This is a genomic window from Chromatiales bacterium, assembly GCA_024234935.1.
In the GTDB taxonomy this organism is placed as follows: domain Bacteria; phylum Pseudomonadota; class Gammaproteobacteria; order Steroidobacterales.
In genome coordinates this window covers 13,385-29,496 of sequence record JACKNI010000003.1, presented here as the reverse complement: position 1 = coordinate 29,496, position 16,112 = coordinate 13,385, and the positions used below count along the sequence as shown (strand labels likewise).

Sequence of the window (16,112 nt, the reverse complement as noted above, 5' to 3'; positions counted from 1 at the left end):
GCATGGCCAGCTACCCGCGCATCACCGACCCCGCCGCATTCGGACGCGTCGTCGTGCTGATGGGCGGCGATTCTGCCGAGCGGGAGATCTCGCTGCTCACCGGTGAGGCAGTGCTCAAGGCACTCATTAATAAAGGTGTGGCTGCCGAGCCGCTGGACGCCTGCGGTCGTGATCTCGTCAGCCGGCTGTCTGCCGGCGGCTACGACCGGGTGTGGATCGCCCTGCATGGCCGGGGCGGTGAGGATGGCACCCTGCAGGGGCTGCTGTCCTTCCTGGGCCTGCCTTTCACCGGCTCGGGCGTGTTGGGTTCGGCGATCAGCATGGACAAGCTGCGCACCAAGCGTCTCTTGCAGGGCGCCGGTCTGCCCACGCCGCGCTACTGCGTGATCCGCAATGAAGCGGACCTGGTCGAGGCGGCCGGGCAGCTCGGCTTGCCGCTGATGGTCAAGCCTTCGGCCGAGGGCTCCAGCATCGGCATGAGCAAGGTCAGCCGCGTCGAGCAGCTGGCCGGAGCCTGGCAGCTTGCCGCCGGATTCAACTGCGAGGTCTTCGCCGAAGAATGGGTGAGCGGGCCGGAGTACACGGCAGCCGTGCTGCACGATGAAGTCCTGCCGCTGATCCGCATCCAGACCGACGGCGTGTTTTACGACTACCAGGCCAAGTACTTCAGCGACGAGACGCGCTACCTGTGCCCCTGTGGTCTGGTCCCTGCGGAGGAACGCGAGCTCGCCGAAGTGGCCCGCGCCGCTTTCACGGCGGTCGGTGCCGAAGGCTGGGGACGTGTGGACATCATGGTGGCCCCGCTGGTCGGGCCGCTGGTGCTCGAAATCAATACCGTACCCGGCATGACCAGCCACAGCCTCGTACCGATGGCCGCTGCCGCCGCCGGTACCGGCTTCGATGACCTGGTCTGGCGAATTCTTGAAACGAGCTTCGCGCCGCTTGCGGAGGGATCGCAATGAGCCTCTTGAGCCGTCGTAACCGCAAGCGCCGCAGCGAGCCGCGGATCAGGCTCCCGGTGATCCCCTGGGTGCGGATCACGAGCGTACTCGGCGTGCTGCTGCTCGCCGGAGGCGCTCTGCTCGCCGGCCGCTGGCTGCTGAACCGTCCGGTCGAGCAGGTGGTGATCAATGGCGAATTCGAGCGCGTCTCGGCTGATCGCCTCGAATCGCTGCTGCGTCCCTATATGGGTCAGGGTTTTCTGGCCACGCCGCTCGACGTGGTGCAGCAGCAGCTGGCCGCGGTGCCCTGGGTTGCCACTGCGCGCGTGAGCCGCAAGTGGCCCGGCACCCTGGATGTCACGGTAACCGAGGAGCAGCCGGCCGCACGCTGGAACGAGCACGGTCTTCTCAATCCGCAGGGGCGTCTGTTCGTCAGCGATGCCGACCACATCCCCGCCGGACTGCCCCGGCTCAGCGGACCCGAGGGTACGGAAGCCGAGGTCGCGGCGCGCTACGTTGCCATCCAGGAGCAGCTGGTACATCGCGGACTGGCGCTTGCGGCCCTTGAGCTGGACAAGCGCGGCGCCTGGTCAATGCGCCTGAGCAACGGCATCCAGGTACGGCTCGGATCGCAGGATACCGATATCCGCCTGGCGCGCTTCTTTGAAGCGCTGGATTCGGTCGTCGCCGCGGTTGCGGCCGACGTGAACTACATCGACATGCGTTACACGAACGGTTTTGCGGTGGGCTGGAAGCATGAGCGCGCCGCCGGGGAAAAGTCACCCAATGCCTAGGAAGGACGACAAGCACATCATCGTCGGCCTCGATATCGGCACCTCGAAGGTGGTCGCGATTGTGGGTGAGTTGCAGGACGACGGCCAGGTCGAAGTGATCGGCTTCGGCATGCATCCCTCGAAGGGGCTGAAGAAAGGTGTGGTCGTCAACATCGAGTCCACGGTGATCTCGATACAGCGCGCCATCGAGGAAGCCGAACTCATGGCCGGTTGCGATATCAGCCAGGTCTATGCCGGCATAGCCGGCAGCCATGTGCGCAGCCTGAATTCGCACGGCATCGTGGCGATCCGCGACCGTGAGGTCACGCAGAGCGATGTCGACCGGGTGATCGATGCGGCGCGCGCCGTGGCGATTCCCGCCGACCAGAAGATCCTCCATGTCCTGCCGCAGGAATTCATCATCGACGGGCAGGAAGGCATCCGGGAGCCTATCGGCATGTCCGGCGTACGCCTCGAAGCCCGCGTGCACATGGTGACCGGCGCGGCCAGCGCCGCGCAGAACATCGTCAAGTGCGTGCAGCGCTGCGGACTCGAAGTCGAGGACATCGTTCTCGAGCAACTGGCGTCGAGTTACGCCGTGCTGACCGATGACGAGAAAGAGCTTGGCATCTGCCTTGTGGACATCGGTGGTGGCACCACCGACATCGCGGTATTCAACAATGGTGCGATCCGCCATACGGCAGTGATCCCGATCGCCGGTGACCAGGTCACCAACGACATTGCCCTCTCGATGCGTACACCTACCCAGTACGCGGAAGAGATCAAGATCAAGTACGCCTGCGCGCTTTCGCAGCTGGCCAACCTTGATGAAACCATCGAGGTGCCGAGTGTGGGCGACCGTCCGCCGCGCCGGCTGGCCCGTCAGACGCTGGCCGAAGTCGTGGAGCCACGCTACGAGGAGCTGTTCGGTCTGATCCGGGACGAACTGCGGCGCAGTGGATGCGAAAACATGATCGCTGCCGGCATCGTGCTGACCGGCGGCAGCGCCAAGATGGAAGGCGCCGTTGAACTTGCTGAGGAGGTCTTTCACATGCCGGTGCGCCTCGGCGTGCCACAGCATGTGCGCGGCCTCGGCGACGTGGTACGCAATCCGATTCACTCGACGGGAATCGGATTGCTGGTCTACGCAAGGAGCCGGGCGATGCGCCTGGCTGGAGATGTACCGGTAGGGGCAGGGTTGCGTGAGGTCTGGGGCCGGATGAAGAGCTGGTTCCAGGGGAATTTCTGATTTTTGTTGTTGTCGCCAGTCATTTACTACGGGAGACGGAAAAATGTTTGAACTGATGGATGCGGGCAGCCAGAACGCGGTCATCAAGGTACTTGGCGTGGGCGGGGGCGGCGGCAACGCTGTCCGGCACATGGTAAGCACCGGGATCGATGGTGTGGATTTCATCTGTTGCAATACCGATGCGCAGGCATTGCGGACTTCGAACGTCCGTACTGCCCTGCAGATCGGCTGCAACATCACCAAGGGCCTTGGTGCCGGCGCGAATCCGGACGTCGGCCGTCAGGCTGCGATGGAAGACCGTGACCGGATCATCGAGGTCATCGAAGGTGCCGACATGCTGTTCATCACGGCGGGCCTCGGCGGTGGCACCGGCACCGGTGCAGCGCCGATCGTTGCGCAGGTGGCCCGGGAACTCGGCATCCTCACGGTTGCCGTGGTGACCAAGCCCTTCGCGATGGAAGGCAAGAAGCGCCTGATGATCGCCGATCAGGGCATCGCCGAACTCGGCAAGTATGTGGATTCGCTGATCACGATCCCCAACGAGAAGCTGCTGTCCGTGCTGGGCATGGAGACCACACTGCTGGATGCCTTCAAGGCTGCCAACGAGGTGCTGCAGGGTGCGGTACAGGGCATTGCTGAACTGATTACCCGGCCGGGCCTGATCAACGTGGACTTCGCCGACGTACGCACGGTGATGTCCGAGATGGGCATGGCGATGATGGGCTCGGGTTCAGCGCGCGGTACGGATCGTGCCCGTGAAGCCGCCGAGGCGGCGATTTCGAGCCCGCTGCTCGAAGACATCAACCTCTCCGGCGCGCGCGGCATTCTCGTCAATGTGACTGGCGGCGAAAACCTGTCCATCGGCGAGTTCAACCAGGTGGGCGAGGCGGTCAAGCACTGCGCATCGGAAGATGCCACCGTGGTCATCGGTACGGTCATCGATCCGGAGATGGGCGATGCGATCCGGGTAACGGTGGTGGCGACCGGTCTGGGTCAGCCGGCGGTCCGGCAGCAGCCGATCATCCGCATGGTGCCGCAGCCGGTGGCCGCCGCGCCGCGGCAATCGGAAGCGGGGGCCCGCAATACGCGGGAAGCGGAACCGGTATCGGCTGATGTCTACGGCAGCGCTTACGATCAGCCGGCCTGGATGCGCAAGCGTGCGGTTGGTGACCAGTTGACCGACAGTAGCGACACGTCTTTTGATCTGCTCGACGTGCCGGCGTTCCTGCGCCGGCAGGCAGACTGAAGCGGGGCCAGAAATTGCAGTAGCGCCGGACCGGTGGCTTGAACCCGGACCGGCGCCATTGCACGGATTTGGCGGCCTGTGTTACGGTGGTCGCGGGTTTTTGTCTCCTTCGGGGAGCCGGTCTTGAAACAACGGACGCTGAAAACGGCGATTCGGGCCACGGGCGTGGGCCTGCATACCGGCCGCAAGGTGTTCATGACCCTGCGTCCGGCAGCCGAGAATACGGGAATCGTGTTCCGTCGCGTTGATCTCGACCCGCCGGTGGACATCAAGGCCGATGCCTTCAGTGTGGGCGAGACCATGCTGGGCACCACCCTGGTCAAGGGTGACGTGAAAGTCGCGACGATCGAACACCTGATGGCGGCGCTGTCCGGCCTCGGTATCGATAACGCTTTTGTGGATCTCAGCGCCCCCGAGGTGCCGATCATGGACGGCAGTGCGGCGCCGTTCGTGTTCTTGCTGCAGTCCGCGGGTATCGCCGAGCAGAATGCAGCCAAGAAGTTCATACGTGTACGCAAGGCCGTACGCGTTGAGGAAGGGGACAAGTCTGCCGAGATCAAGCCCTTTCCCGGCCTGAAGATCAACTTCCGCATCGATTTCGATCATCCGGTCTTCCGCCGGCACAGCCAGGCGGCGACGGTGGATTTCTCGACAACTGCTTTCCTCAAGGAGATTTCCCGCGCCCGGACCTTCGGTTTTGCGCGGGACATCGAGATGCTGCGCACCCGTCAGCTGACGCTTGGTGGCAGCATGGACAACGCGATCGTGCTCGACGATTTCCGCATCCTCAATGAGGACGGCCTGCGATTTGAGGACGAGTTCGTCAAGCACAAGATTCTTGATGTCGTCGGCGACATTTACCTGCTCGGACACTGTCTGGTCGGCGAGCTGACTGCCGTCAAGTCGGGCCATGCGCTCAACAACAAGCTGCTGCGTGCCCTGCATGCGGATGCATCGGCCTGGGAGATGGTCAGCTTCGATGAGCAGCGCGCGGCGCCGATCTTCTACCCGGTGCCTGTCGGCGCCGTCTGATTCGTCCCGACCCGTACCCTGATCCGGCTCGCTGCCGGGAATTGCCTGCGGCAGGCGCTGAGGATGCCCTCGGCCTCGAAGCGCAGTCGGGCCGCCCACTCGGGACTCGTCGCCGTCACGATCAGGGTGCCATCCGGCCGCAGATTGCAGGCTGAGACTCCGGACCCCAGTGGTTCTCCGAGCGCGGTCCGGACCTGTGTTGCCAGATCGAGATGCCGCTCCACTGCTTCGGCCAGTGCGCCGAGTGCCTTCACCTCGGTGAACAGTGTGCCCAGCGAACGGGGCTGATTTCGTGATGCGTCGCTCATGGGGTTCGCGTCAGGCTGTGCGCTGTTCCTTGTCCCGTCCGGATGCCTCGGGCATAGTCTATGCGCCGGCCGCATCAGTGTCTGGCCGGTTTTTCTTCAGGGGTTTGCCGTTGGGCACGGTTCCGCAGACAGACAGGTCGCGCAGCGCACAGCTCTTGCCCGTGCTGCTGGGTGCTGCTGTCGCGCTGTCGCTGGGTGGAACAGGCTTTGGCCTGGGCTGCCTCTATGCCAGCTTGCAGGCCCCGGCGGTCGCCGCGGTGGCGCAGCCGGCCATGCCGGCGGGCGGTCCCGATGAGTCCGAAACCGGCGTCGCACCGCCAGTCAGGCCGCAACGACAGCCTGTTGCGCTGGCGAGCGGGGCTCAGCTGATTCCGGAGCAGTTTGCCGATCGGCTCGCGCGGCCGGTGGTTGGCGGCTGGGTGTCCAGCAACTACGGCAAGCGCGCCGACCCATTCACCGGCGACCCGGCCATGCACCGCGGCCTGGACTTTGCCGGGCCGGTCAACAGCGTGATCCTGGCAGTGGCTCCCGGCGTCGTAACCTGGTCTGGCCCGCTGCGCGGCTATGGCAATCTGATCGAGATCGATCATGGCAATGGCTGGGTCACCCGCTACGGCCACAATGCCTCCAATTTCGTGAGTCCGGGGGACTACGTAAAGCCCGGCCAGACCATCGCGCTGATGGGGGCGACGGGCCGGGCCACCGGTACCCATCTGCACTTTGAAGTGCTGTATCAGGGTCGCCACATCAATCCGGCCCGTTTCGTGCCGAGAACGGCCTGATCTGCCCGCCTGACGCGGGTCCGCGTCGGCAGAAATCGCCTGTTAGAATGCGCCACCACCGCACCGAGCGGTGCCCAACTTTCACGCAATGATCCCGGGCCCGGGCATGACATCCCGTGCTGGCTGGGGAGGAACATGTTTTGCTGAACTGGATTACCAGGCTGTTTGGCAGCAGCAACCAGCGGCTGCTGCGTCGCTATTCGCGCGTGGTCGCCGCAACCAACGCGCTTGAGCCCGCCATCAAGGCGCTGGACGATGCCGCGCTGCGGGCCAAGACGGCCGAGTTTCGGGAGCGACTGGCGGCCGGTACGGCGCTGGATGCGCTCATTCCCGAGGCCTTTGCGGTGGTCCGCGAGGCCGCCCTGCGGACCATCGGCCTGCGCCATTTCGACGAGCAGCTGATCGGTGGCCTGACGCTGCACGAAGGCAAGATCGCCGAGATGCGTACGGGCGAGGGCAAGACGCTGGTTGCAACCCTGCCGGCCTACCTGAACGCCTTGCCCGGTCGCGGTACGCATATCGTGACGGTCAACGAATATCTCGCCCAGCGCGATGCAGACTGGATGGCGCCCATCTACCGCTTCCTCGGCATGGAGGTCGCGGTCATCCGCAACGGCCAGAGCAGCGCCGAGAAGCGGGCAGCCTATGCGGCTGACATCACTTATGGCACCAACAATGAATTCGGCTTCGATTACCTGCGCGACAACCTGGCCTTCAGGCCCGAAGACCAGGTGCAGCGCTCGCCCGTCTTCGCTGTCGTCGACGAGGTCGATTCGATCCTTATCGACGAGGCGCGCACGCCGCTGATCATTTCCGGGCCGGCCGACGACAGTTCGGAGCTCTACATCAGGATCAACAAGCTGGTGCCGGGTCTGGTGCGGCAGGAGCGTCTGCCCGACGAGGATGACGACGGCGGTCCGGGTGACTTCTCGGTAGACGAAAAAAGCCGGCAGGTTGCCCTGAGCGAGGAAGGACATCAGAAAGTCGAGGCCCTGATGGTCAAGGAGGGTCTGCTCGGCGAGGACGAGAGCCTCTATGACGCGGCAAACATCCGCCTCATGCATCACCTGACGGCGGCACTGCGGGCGCATGCCATCTATCGCCGGGACGTCGAATACATCGTGCGCAACGGCGAAATCGTCATCGTCGACGAGTTCACCGGCCGGACCATGCCGGGCCGTCGCTGGTCAGACGGACTGCACCAGGCGGTTGAAGCGAAGGAGGGCGTGCGTGTCCGCGAGGAAAACCAGACCGTCGCATCGATCACCTTCCAGAACTATTTCCGGCTCTACGAGAAACTCGCTGGCATGACCGGTACGGCCGATACCGAGGCCTACGAATTCCAGGAAATCTATGGTCTCGAGGTGGTGGTCATTCCGACCCACCGGCCGATGGTGCGCGATGACCAGGCCGATCTCGTCTATCTGACGCAGAAAGACAAGTTCCAGGCCATCATCGAGGACATCAAGGAATGCCAGGCTCGCCAGCAACCGGTGCTGGTGGGCACGGCCTCCATTGAAACTTCCGAATACCTGTCCGGTTTGCTCACCAGGGATGGCGTAGCGCACCAGGTGCTGAACGCCAAACAGCACGAGCGCGAAGCGCATGTCGTCGCCGAGGCAGGTCGCCCCGGTGCCGTTACCATTGCCACGAACATGGCCGGTCGCGGTACCGACATCGTGCTGGGCGGAAACCTGGAGGCTGAACTCGCGCAGATGCCGGCCGAGGCTCCGGAGGAAGACCGGCAGAAGCATCGCGCGGAGTGGAAGCAGCGGCACGAAAAGGTGCTGGCTGTTGGTGGACTGCGCATCATCGGTACCGAGCGTCACGAATCGCGGCGCATCGACAACCAGCTCCGCGGCCGTGCCGGCCGCCAGGGTGATCCCGGTTCCAGCCGCTTCTACCTGTCCATCGAGGACAACCTGATGCGGATCTTCGGTGACCCCGAGCGCACCAAGGGCATGCTGCGCGGTGTCGGGATGCGCGAGGGCGAGGCCATCGAGAGCAATCTGCTGACGCGCCAGATCGAGCGCGCACAGCGCAAGGTCGAGGGGCACAACTTCGATGCCCGCAAGTCGCTGCTCGAATATGACGATGTGGCGAACGATCAGCGGCGGGTGATCTACCAGCAGCGCAACCAGCTGATGAAGACCGATGACATATCGCAGTCGCTGGCCGAAATCCGGGCCGAGGTCGTCAACGCCACGATCAGCGAATACATCGCTCCGGAGAGCATGGAGGAGCAGTGGGATGTGGCCGGCCTGGCGACAGAGCTGCAGCGTGAGTTCGGTGCACAGCTCGACATCAAGGCCATGCTCGACGAAGACCGCAAACTGGACGAAGCCGGATTGCGGGCCAGGATCCTTTCTGCTGTCGAAGAGCAGTATCTGCAGAAGTTCGCCATTATGGATCCGGCCGAGCTGCGCCAGGTCGAGAAGCAGTTGATGTTGCAGCAGGTGGACCATCACTGGAAGGAACACCTGGCCGCGATGGACTACCTGCGCCAGGGTATTCATCTGCGCGGTTATGCGCAGAAGAACCCGAAGCAGGAGTACAAGCGCGAGGCCTTCGAGATGTTCAGCAGCATGCTCGACCAGGTGAAGCGGGATGTGGTCACGATCCTCGCCAAGGCGCGCATCCGCAGCCCGGAAGAGATCCGTGCCGAGGAAGAACAGCGGCGCATGATCGAACAGCTCCAGTACCGGCACGATGAGGCGCCATCGGCAATGGCCCCCGAGCCGGAAGCGTCGCCGGCACAGGCTGCACCGGGCGGCCAGTCGATGACACTCAGGCAGACGCCGCGCGCGGAGCCTGCGGCGCCAGCTGAACCCTTCGTGCGACCGGAACGCAAGGTGGGCCGCAACGAGCCGTGTCCCTGCGGCTCAGGCAAGAAGTACAAGCAGTGCCACGGCCGGCTCGATTGAGAACCGCTCACAGCCGGAGCCGGATTTGCCTGATCTGAAGCCGGCAGAAGTGATTCCGGTTGCTGCGGGTGTGCTGCGCGATGCCGCAGGCCGTGTGCTGATTGCCCGCCGTCCCGACGGGGGGCATGCGGGCGGATTCTGGGAGTTTCCAGGCGGCAAGATCCAGGCCGGCGAAGCCCCGCTGCAGGGCCTCTGCCGCGAGCTTGCCGAAGAGATCGGCGTAAAGGTAACCGCGGCCCTGGCACTGATGACATACCGCCACAGCTATCCGGAACGGGTAGTCGAGCTGCATGTGTTTGAAGTCGGTGAGTACTCGGGCGAGCCGCGGGGTCTGGAGGGTCAGCCCTTGCGCTGGGTCGCGGTGGACGAGCTGGCCACGGCGGGGTTGCTGGAAGCGGATGCGCCGATTGCCGCTGCGCTGGCAGAAAAATCGGATCGCGGCTAAAGCCGCTCCTACTAGCAGATCGTCAGGCGGAAATGCACATCCTTGTTGATCTGCACGGGACGCTGGCTGGCGTCCGGCCACTGCATGAAGCGGACTGTAAAGCGATGATGGCTGCCGCTGATTTCCGGATAGAGACTCACGCCGGGCTGCAGGCTGATGCGCAGCAGGCCCGCCGTCCCTTCGCCGACCATGCCGTGCTGATAGACACCGTTGACTGCCACCTGCTCGGAACTGTGTCCGCTTTCGCGCAGCAGCCAGAGCAGTTCGGCAATGCTGTCGCAGAGCGGCCGCAGGTTGACGATCCAGCGTTCGATGTCGGCCAGGCGGACTTCGTAGGGGTGACTCAGCCAGTGGGCATAGTCCGGCAGGTCGAACTCGCAGGTACCGCCCGGAATCGCGCTGCGGTGTTTCACCGCCGCCAGGAATTCACTGTCGCGGATCGGCTGCAAGAACTGCGAGCCGACCGCAAACAGTTTCTGGCGCAGCTCCTGAAGGTTGCGCAGCACGCGCTTTAAGCGCGCTTCGTCGATGCCGGCGACATTCTGGTAGCGGTCGTAAACGCCGATCTGTCGCTCGAGTTCCTTGAGCACATCACCGCGCACATCGCCGCGGCCGAGAATCGTGACGATATCGAGCAGACTGGTAATCGCCCCGCGGCTGCCCCATTCGGAATTCTGCTCGATATTGAAGCAGAGCTGCTGATAGAGGAATTCGAGGCGCAGCAGTGTACGCATCCGTTCACTCAGCGGCTGCTCGTAAAGCCCTGAAGAACCGGATGTGGAAGGTTGCTGGAAATCTGCGCCTGGAATGCTAACCATGAATGGTTGGTTTCAGTCCGTAGCCGTTGTTTTCCCGGCATTCTGCGCCACCGGGCGGGGCAAGGGCAAATGCGCCCTGCCGGAAGCCGTTTCTGCTGCCGTTGCCTCAGCGCGCAGACCGGCGTGCCAGCTCACGATAGATCGCATCCAGCGCCGTCACGCGCCGCCGGGTCTCGGTCAGGCTGCCTGAATTGTCGACGATATCGTCCGCGCGCGCGAGCCGCTCTGCGCGGCTGAGCTGTGCGGCCAGCACCTGCTTCGCATGCGCCGCGCTTTCGCCGTCACGCATCATCAGGCGCTTGAGCTGCAGTTCCTCCGGACAGTCGACCACCAGGACCCGGTCCACGCGCTGGTCCAGACCCGATTCGATGAGCAGCGGAACCACCACCAGCTGATAGGGGCCACCCGCCTGGCGGCACTGCGCTTCCATCGCCACGCCGATCCGCGGATGAGTGATCGCCTCCAGCTGCTTCCGGCGCGCGGGCTCTGAAAACACGATTTTGCGCAGCTGCGCCCGGTCCAGGCTGCCATCGGGGAGCAGCACTTGAGTCCCGAATGCGGCGGCGATTTCCTGCAGGGCCGGGGAGCCAGGGCCGACCACTTCCCGCGCGATCAGGTCGGTGTCGATCACCGGTACGCCGAGTCCGGCAAACATGTCGGCGACGGCGCTCTTGCCGCTGGCGATGCCACCGGTCAGCCCCACGCGCCAGGTGCGCTGTGCAGATTCCGGGCGGCTCGTGTCTGGTCGCTCTGTCACCGCATGCTCAGCCGAAAACCCGCAAGAAGGGCACCGCGGTCAACAACGGCTCGCCCCAGGCCATTGCCACGAAGCCGGCGGCCGCCAGATAGGGTCCAAACGGAATCGGTTCCTTGCGGCCGTGACGCCCCAGCGCGATCAGCGCGATACCGGTCACCGCCCCGGTCAGGGCGGAGAGCAGCAGTATCGGCAAGAACATCTGGTAGCCGAGCCAGGCGAGGAGTGCGGCGAACAGTTTGAAGTCCCCGTAGCCCATGCCCTCCTTTCCGGTCGCCAGGCGGAAGCCCTGGTACACGAGCCACAGGCTCAGGTAGCCGGCCATTGCACCGATCACCCCGTCCGCAAGGCTCACCGCGAAGGGGCCGGGTACTGCATGCGGAACGTCCAGCAAGTGGAACAGCAGTCCGCCCCAGAGCAGCGGGACCGTGATGGAGTCGGGAAGCAGTTGATGGTCGAGGTCGATCACGGTCAGGGCGATCAGCGCCCAGCTGATCACCACGGCCGCGGCGGCATCCGCCGTATAGCCGAAGTGCCAGACCAGGTATGCCGAGACCAGGCCGGTGAATGCTTCGACGACCGGATAGCGCACCGGAATCCGGGTGCCGCAGGCAGCGCAGCGACCGCGCAGCCACAACCAGCCGAGCAGCGGGATATTGTGTCGTGCCTTGATCGGCGCCTTGCAGGCCGGGCAGCCCGAGCGCGGGACGATCAGGTTGAAGCGTGCGGTATCTGCCGGGCTGGTCGTTGATGCCGTTGTATCGCCGCCTTCGAGCAAGGCGCGGCACTGCTCACGCCACTCCCGCTGCATCATCAGCGGCAGGCGGTAGATCACCACGTTCAGGAAGCTGCCCACCAGCAGGCCGATCAGGCCGGCAAAAGCTGCCAGCAGCGGCAGGGTGGACTGCAACGCGCCGGGCTCGATCAGATGACCGAACCCATCTTGAAGATCGGCAGGTACATTGCGATGACGAGACCACCGACGAGGACGCCGAGTATGGCCATGATCAGTGGTTCGAGCAGGCTGCTCATGCTGTCCACTGCATTGTCGACATCCGCTTCGTAGAAGTCCGCGACCTTGGCGGACATCTCGTCCAGCGAGCCCGACTCTTCGCCGACGGCGATCATCTGGATCACCATGTTGGGAAACAGGCCGGTGTTCTCCATGGCCCGCTGCAGGCGCTGGCCGGTCGATACCTCATCGCGCATGGCCAGCACGGCTTTCTCGTAAACGATGTTGCCGGTTGCACCGGCGACCGACTGCAGCGCCTCGACCAGCGGGACGCCGGCGCTGAACATGGTGGACAGCGTGCGGGCGAAGCGCGCGATGGAGGCCTTGACGAGAATCGAGCCGACGATCGGCAGCTTCAGGAACAGCCGGTCCTCGAATTCACGCAGCTTCTTTGAACGCTTCTTGGTGTAGACATAGAAGGCGCCACCAGCGCCCATGACCAGTCCGACAGCCCAGCCCTTGCTCTGCACGAAGGCCGAGAGGTCGATCACCATGCGGGTAAAGGCAGGCAGATCTGCACCAAAGCCCTTGAACAGCGACTCGAACTGCGGGATCACGAAGATCAGCAGGATCAGTGTCACGATGAAAGCCACGACCAGTACCGCCGCCGGATAGAACAGCGCCTTCTTGATCTTCTTCTTGATGGCCTCGGTCTTTTCCTTGTAGGTCGCGATCTTGTCCAGCAGGGTATCGAGTGCGCCGGCCTGTTCACCGGCCGTAACCAGGTTCACGAACAGGTCGTCGAAGTACAGCGGATGGCGGCCGAGCGCTTCGGCGAGCGCGGTGCCGGACTCGAGGTCAGCGCGGATGCCGAGGATCAGTTTCTGCATCGCCGGGTTGTCGTGTCCGGCGCCCACGATATCGAAGGCCTGAACCAGCGGGATACCGGCTGCAAGCATGGTGGCGATCTGGCGGCTGAAGATGGCGATGTCGCCGGGAGTTACCTTGCCGCCCTTGAACAGGGTGGATTCCTTGCGGATGCGGACCGGTACGACACCCTGCTTGCGCAGCACGGCGCGCACCGCGGCCTCGCTGGAGGCCATGGTCTTGCCCCTGATCTTGTTGCCCCGGTTGTCAGTCCCTTCCCAGGTAAACCCGACCTGATTGATGGCGACGCCTGCAGCCATAACCCCAACTCCGAATTAAGACTCGATTGTAACCCTATTGATTTCCTCAAGACTTGTAAGCCCGTCCTTGACTTTTTGCAGGGCCGAGCGACGCAGCGACCAGACCCCGTCTTTTTCGGCCTGTTCCGCGATCTGCACGGCGTTGCCGCCTTCGAGGATGATCCGGCCGATGGTTTCGGTCACCGGCATGACCTGGTAGATGCCGACGCGGCCCTTGTAGCCATCGTTGCACTGCTTGCAGCCGATCGGGCCGAAGACGCGCAGGCCACCGCGAATATCCTCTTTGCTGAAGCCTTCCAGCAGCAGGGCGTCGTCGGGAATATCCCGCAGTTCCTTGCACTGTTCGCAGAGGCGGCGGGCCAGGCGCTGGGCGATGATCAGGTGCACCGAGGTGGCGATGGCATAAGGCTTGACGCCCATGTCGACCATGCGCGTCAGGGTGCGCGGCGCATCGTTGGTGTGCAGGGTGGAGAGCACCAGATGCCCCGTCTGGGCGGCCTTGATGGCCGTCTCGGCAGTCTCCAGATCGCGGATTTCGCCGACCATGATCACGTCCGGATCCTGGCGCAGGAAGGCTTTCAGGGCCGAAGCGAAGGTCAGCCCCACCTTGGGATTCACGTTTACCTGGTTGATGCCGGGCACGTTGATTTCGACCGGGTCTTCGCAGGTCGAGATGTTGCGGTCTTCGGTGTTCAGGATATTGATGCCGGTATAGAGCGACACGGTCTTGCCGCTGCCGGTCGGACCCGTGACGAGGATCATGCCGTAGGGTTTGGCCAGCGCATCCAGATAAAGCTTGCGCTGGAAGTCTTCGTAACCGAGCACCTCGATGCCGAGCTTCGCCGCGGTCGGGTCGAGGATACGCAGCACGACCTTCTCGCCAAACAGCGTCGGGCAGGTGTTGACGCGAAAATCGATGGCGCGGTTTTTCGACAGCCGCAGCTTGATGCGCCCGTCCTGCGGCACGCGACGTTCGGCGATATCCAGCCGCGACATGACCTTGAGACGCGCCGTGACCTTGTTGGACAGTGCGAGCGGCGGCGCAGCCACCTGCTTCAGCACGCCGTCGAGGCGGGTACGCACCCGGTAGTTCTTCTCGTAGGGCTCGAAATGGATGTCCGAGGCGCCGCGCTTGATCGCATCGAGCATGATCTTGTTGACGAAGCGCACCACCGGGGCGTCTTCGATGTCGTCACGCGCCACATCGTCGGTGACCACGTCGTCGTCGCTGCTGACCTGCAGGCTTTCGAGGTCGAAGTCGTCCTCGTCAAAGCCCGACATCGAGGTGTCGACGGCTTCAAGCGCCTTGCCGACCATCGCATCGAGCTTGTCCTGTTCGACGATGATCGGGTCGACGCGGACGCCGGACTGGAACTTGATCTCGTCGATGGCGGCATGGCTGGTGGGGTCGGAAACAGCCAGAAAGAGTCTCTTGCCACGCAGCAGCAGCGGCAGGACGCGGTGCTTGGCCAGCAGGCGCTGGTCGACCGACTTGACCGCTTCCATATCCAGGTCGATGGCCTCGAGGTCGAGCAGCGGTACGCCGAATTCCGACGAGGCGGCGACTGCGATCTTGGCGGCATCAACCAGTTGCCGGTCGACGAGGTAGGCGACCAGGCCGATATGCTGGGCTTCCGCCCCCTTGATGGCATGAATTACCGCGTCTTCCGCGATCAGGCCGTCCTGGACCAGTCGTCGGGAGAGGCCGCTGAGCGGCGCATTGGTGGCGGATACGGCCATCGGCTTCCTTGGGTGACCGGAAAGATATCAGGGCAAGTGTGTAGTGTTACTAAGGATGAGCGCCCGGCGCAACCGCTCAATTCGCCACTTTCGCACTTTTCTTCCGCCGGCCCCCAAAAAAAGAAAAGCCCCTGCCTTGCGGCAGGGGCTTTCCAGGTCGTCTCGGACCCTGGGCGACTCTCTTAGCTGTCGTCGCGGCAGGACTGGGGCAGGTACTTCTGCTCCACGCTGGTCCCGCCAGCCGCGCCGTCCGACGCATTGCCGGCCGTGTCGTCTGCCGTCAGGTTGGTGGTCTGGTCAGCGGCGGTGTAGTAGCCGCAGAGCCAGACCACGTCGTTGTTGTCGCTCAGCATCGGCTGCAGGGCCAGGGTTTCGCCCTGGATCGCGCCGTTGGCATTGTTGCCGAAACGGATGATGATCGTGCCGGTACCGGTGATATCCACGTCGTCCACGTACTTGCCGGACGGATGATTGTTGGCGTCGCCACCGGCCAGCTCCAGGCTGGTGGGCCATTCGCCGGTGTTGGCAAAGGCTTCAGCCACGCCGGCTTTCACCGCGCTGGCCAGATTCAGGCCTTCCGTGACCTGCGAACGGATCGTGTAGTCCTGATACGCCGGGATCGCGATGGCGGCCAGGATGCCGATGATGGCGACGACGATCATCAATTCGATGAGCGTGAAGCCCTGCTGGATTTTCTTCATTAGCGAACTCTCCATATGGTTGCGAACTGGAAGCTGCGGCCCTGAGGGTTGTGAACGGGGCCTGCGGGCCAGTACGTTGCAGGATCTGTGCCAGTTGCCAGCGGCCGCATCTCAAGTCCATGGCGCACAAGGGAAAATCAAGGAACGGCTGTTTTTTCCTTGGCGGCTGCACAACATAAGGTCAGCCGCTGGATGCCGCCGACCGGACGCCCAGCGTCACTTTCTGACGTTTTTGCGTCGGAACCCTCTCCAGGGAAGGA

Annotated in this window: 15 protein-coding genes; 8 read left to right on the top strand and 7 right to left on the bottom strand. The window is 63.8% G+C overall.

Translation table 11 applies throughout. The annotated features are described in order from the left end of the window. Positions 1 to 2: 2 nt before the first annotated feature. From H6979_08635 to H6979_08615, 5 genes are all read left to right on the top strand, one after another. On the top strand, positions 3 to 962 hold the full coding sequence (locus H6979_08635) for a D-alanine--D-alanine ligase (GenBank protein ID MCP5139910.1): 960 nt from the start codon (positions 3 to 5) through the stop codon (positions 960 to 962). Further along, on the top strand, positions 959 to 1,735 hold the full coding sequence (locus H6979_08630) for a cell division protein FtsQ/DivIB (protein ID MCP5139909.1): 777 nt from the start codon (positions 959 to 961) through the stop codon (positions 1,733 to 1,735). The genes H6979_08635 and H6979_08630 overlap by 4 nt, the downstream gene beginning before the upstream one ends. Continuing rightward, on the top strand, positions 1,728 to 2,963 hold the full coding sequence (gene ftsA, locus H6979_08625; protein ID MCP5139908.1) for a cell division protein FtsA: 1,236 nt from the start codon (positions 1,728 to 1,730) through the stop codon (positions 2,961 to 2,963). Before H6979_08630 ends, ftsA begins: the two co-directional genes overlap by 8 nt. 43 nt (positions 2,964 to 3,006) lie before the next feature. Next, a complete protein-coding gene (gene ftsZ, locus H6979_08620; GenBank protein ID MCP5139907.1) occupies positions 3,007 to 4,209 on the top strand; it encodes a cell division protein FtsZ in 1,203 nt (400 codons plus the stop codon). Between the two features lie 78 nt (positions 4,210 to 4,287). Continuing rightward, the gene (locus tag H6979_08615) at positions 4,288 to 5,241 is read left to right on the top strand and encodes a UDP-3-O-acyl-N-acetylglucosamine deacetylase (GenBank protein ID MCP5139906.1); all 954 of its coding nucleotides are present in this window, start codon (positions 4,288 to 4,290) and stop codon (positions 5,239 to 5,241) included. Here the strand turns inward: H6979_08615 and H6979_08610 are convergent. Further along, entirely contained in the window at positions 5,214 to 5,549 is a 336-nt protein-coding gene (locus tag H6979_08610; protein MCP5139905.1) for a DUF721 domain-containing protein, read from the bottom strand. The two genes, H6979_08615 and H6979_08610, sit on opposite strands and share 28 nt — an antisense overlap. Between H6979_08610 and H6979_08605 the strand changes: the two genes are divergently transcribed. The 3 genes from H6979_08605 to mutT all read left to right on the top strand — a co-directional run bounded on the left by H6979_08605 (position 5,537) and on the right by mutT (position 9,700). Next, positions 5,537 to 6,331 (top strand): M23 family metallopeptidase, encoded by a 795-nt coding sequence (locus H6979_08605; GenBank protein MCP5139904.1) that lies wholly within the window; start codon positions 5,537 to 5,539, stop codon positions 6,329 to 6,331. The two genes, H6979_08610 and H6979_08605, sit on opposite strands and share 13 nt — an antisense overlap. A gap of 140 nt (positions 6,332 to 6,471) precedes the next feature. Then, positions 6,472 to 9,255, top strand: a complete 2,784-nt coding sequence (gene secA, locus H6979_08600) for a preprotein translocase subunit SecA (protein MCP5139903.1) — start codon at positions 6,472 to 6,474, stop codon at positions 9,253 to 9,255. A 25-nt stretch (positions 9,256 to 9,280) separates the two neighbouring features. Further along, on the top strand, positions 9,281 to 9,700 hold the full coding sequence (mutT, locus tag H6979_08595; GenBank protein MCP5139902.1) for an 8-oxo-dGTP diphosphatase MutT: 420 nt from the start codon (positions 9,281 to 9,283) through the stop codon (positions 9,698 to 9,700). Between the two features lie 11 nt (positions 9,701 to 9,711). Here the strand turns inward: mutT and zapD are convergent, their stop codons facing one another. The 6 genes from zapD to H6979_08565 form a co-directional block, all read right to left on the bottom strand. Then, positions 9,712 to 10,434 carry a cell division protein ZapD gene (zapD, locus tag H6979_08590; GenBank protein MCP5139901.1) on the bottom strand — a complete coding sequence of 241 codons (723 nt, stop codon included), beginning with the start codon at positions 10,432 to 10,434 and terminating at the stop codon, positions 9,712 to 9,714. A 190-nt stretch (positions 10,435 to 10,624) separates the two neighbouring features. Beyond that, complete coding sequence (locus H6979_08585) at positions 10,625 to 11,221, bottom strand: dephospho-CoA kinase (protein ID MCP5139900.1); 597 nt, start codon at positions 11,219 to 11,221, stop codon at positions 10,625 to 10,627. Positions 11,222 to 11,282: 61 nt separating this feature from the next. Then, on the bottom strand, positions 11,283 to 12,197 hold the full coding sequence (locus tag H6979_08580; protein ID MCP5139899.1) for a prepilin peptidase: 915 nt from the start codon (positions 12,195 to 12,197) through the stop codon (positions 11,283 to 11,285). After that, a complete protein-coding gene (locus tag H6979_08575; protein ID MCP5139898.1) occupies positions 12,197 to 13,411 on the bottom strand; it encodes a type II secretion system F family protein in 1,215 nt (404 codons plus the stop codon). The genes H6979_08580 and H6979_08575 overlap by 1 nt, the downstream gene beginning before the upstream one ends. Positions 13,412 to 13,426: 15 nt before the next feature. Then, positions 13,427 to 15,151 carry a type IV-A pilus assembly ATPase PilB gene (pilB, locus tag H6979_08570; GenBank protein MCP5139897.1) on the bottom strand — a complete coding sequence of 575 codons (1,725 nt, stop codon included), beginning with the start codon at positions 15,149 to 15,151 and terminating at the stop codon, positions 13,427 to 13,429. Positions 15,152 to 15,333: 182 nt separating this feature from the next. After that, positions 15,334 to 15,852 carry a pilin gene (locus H6979_08565; protein MCP5139896.1) on the bottom strand — a complete coding sequence of 173 codons (519 nt, stop codon included), beginning with the start codon at positions 15,850 to 15,852 and terminating at the stop codon, positions 15,334 to 15,336. Between the last annotated feature and the right edge of the window lie 260 nt (positions 15,853 to 16,112).

Excerpts from the sequence above, each read along its gene's own strand:
- H6979_08565 (MCP5139896.1), bottom strand. The coding sequence starts at position 15,852 with ATGAAGAAAATCCAGCAGGGCTTCACGCTCATCGAATTGATGATCGTC.
- ftsZ (MCP5139907.1), top strand. The coding sequence starts at position 3,007 with ATGTTTGAACTGATGGATGCGGGCAGCCAGAACGCGGTCATCAAGGTA.
- ftsA (MCP5139908.1), top strand. The coding sequence starts at position 1,728 with ATGCCTAGGAAGGACGACAAGCACATCATCGTCGGCCTCGATATCGGC.
- H6979_08610 (MCP5139905.1), bottom strand. The coding sequence starts at position 5,549 with ATGAGCGACGCATCACGAAATCAGCCCCGTTCGCTGGGCACACTGTTC.
- H6979_08575 (MCP5139898.1), bottom strand. The coding sequence starts at position 13,411 with ATGGCTGCAGGCGTCGCCATCAATCAGGTCGGGTTTACCTGGGAAGGG.
- H6979_08605 (MCP5139904.1), top strand. The coding sequence starts at position 5,537 with ATGCGTCGCTCATGGGGTTCGCGTCAGGCTGTGCGCTGTTCCTTGTCC.
- zapD (MCP5139901.1), bottom strand. The coding sequence starts at position 10,434 with ATGCGTACACTGCTGCGCCTCGAATTCCTCTATCAGCAGCTCTGCTTC.
- pilB (MCP5139897.1), bottom strand. The coding sequence starts at position 15,151 with ATGGCCGTATCCGCCACCAATGCGCCGCTCAGCGGCCTCTCCCGACGA.
- H6979_08635 (MCP5139910.1), top strand. The coding sequence starts at position 3 with ATGGCCAGCTACCCGCGCATCACCGACCCCGCCGCATTCGGACGCGTC.
- H6979_08630 (MCP5139909.1), top strand. The coding sequence starts at position 959 with ATGAGCCTCTTGAGCCGTCGTAACCGCAAGCGCCGCAGCGAGCCGCGG.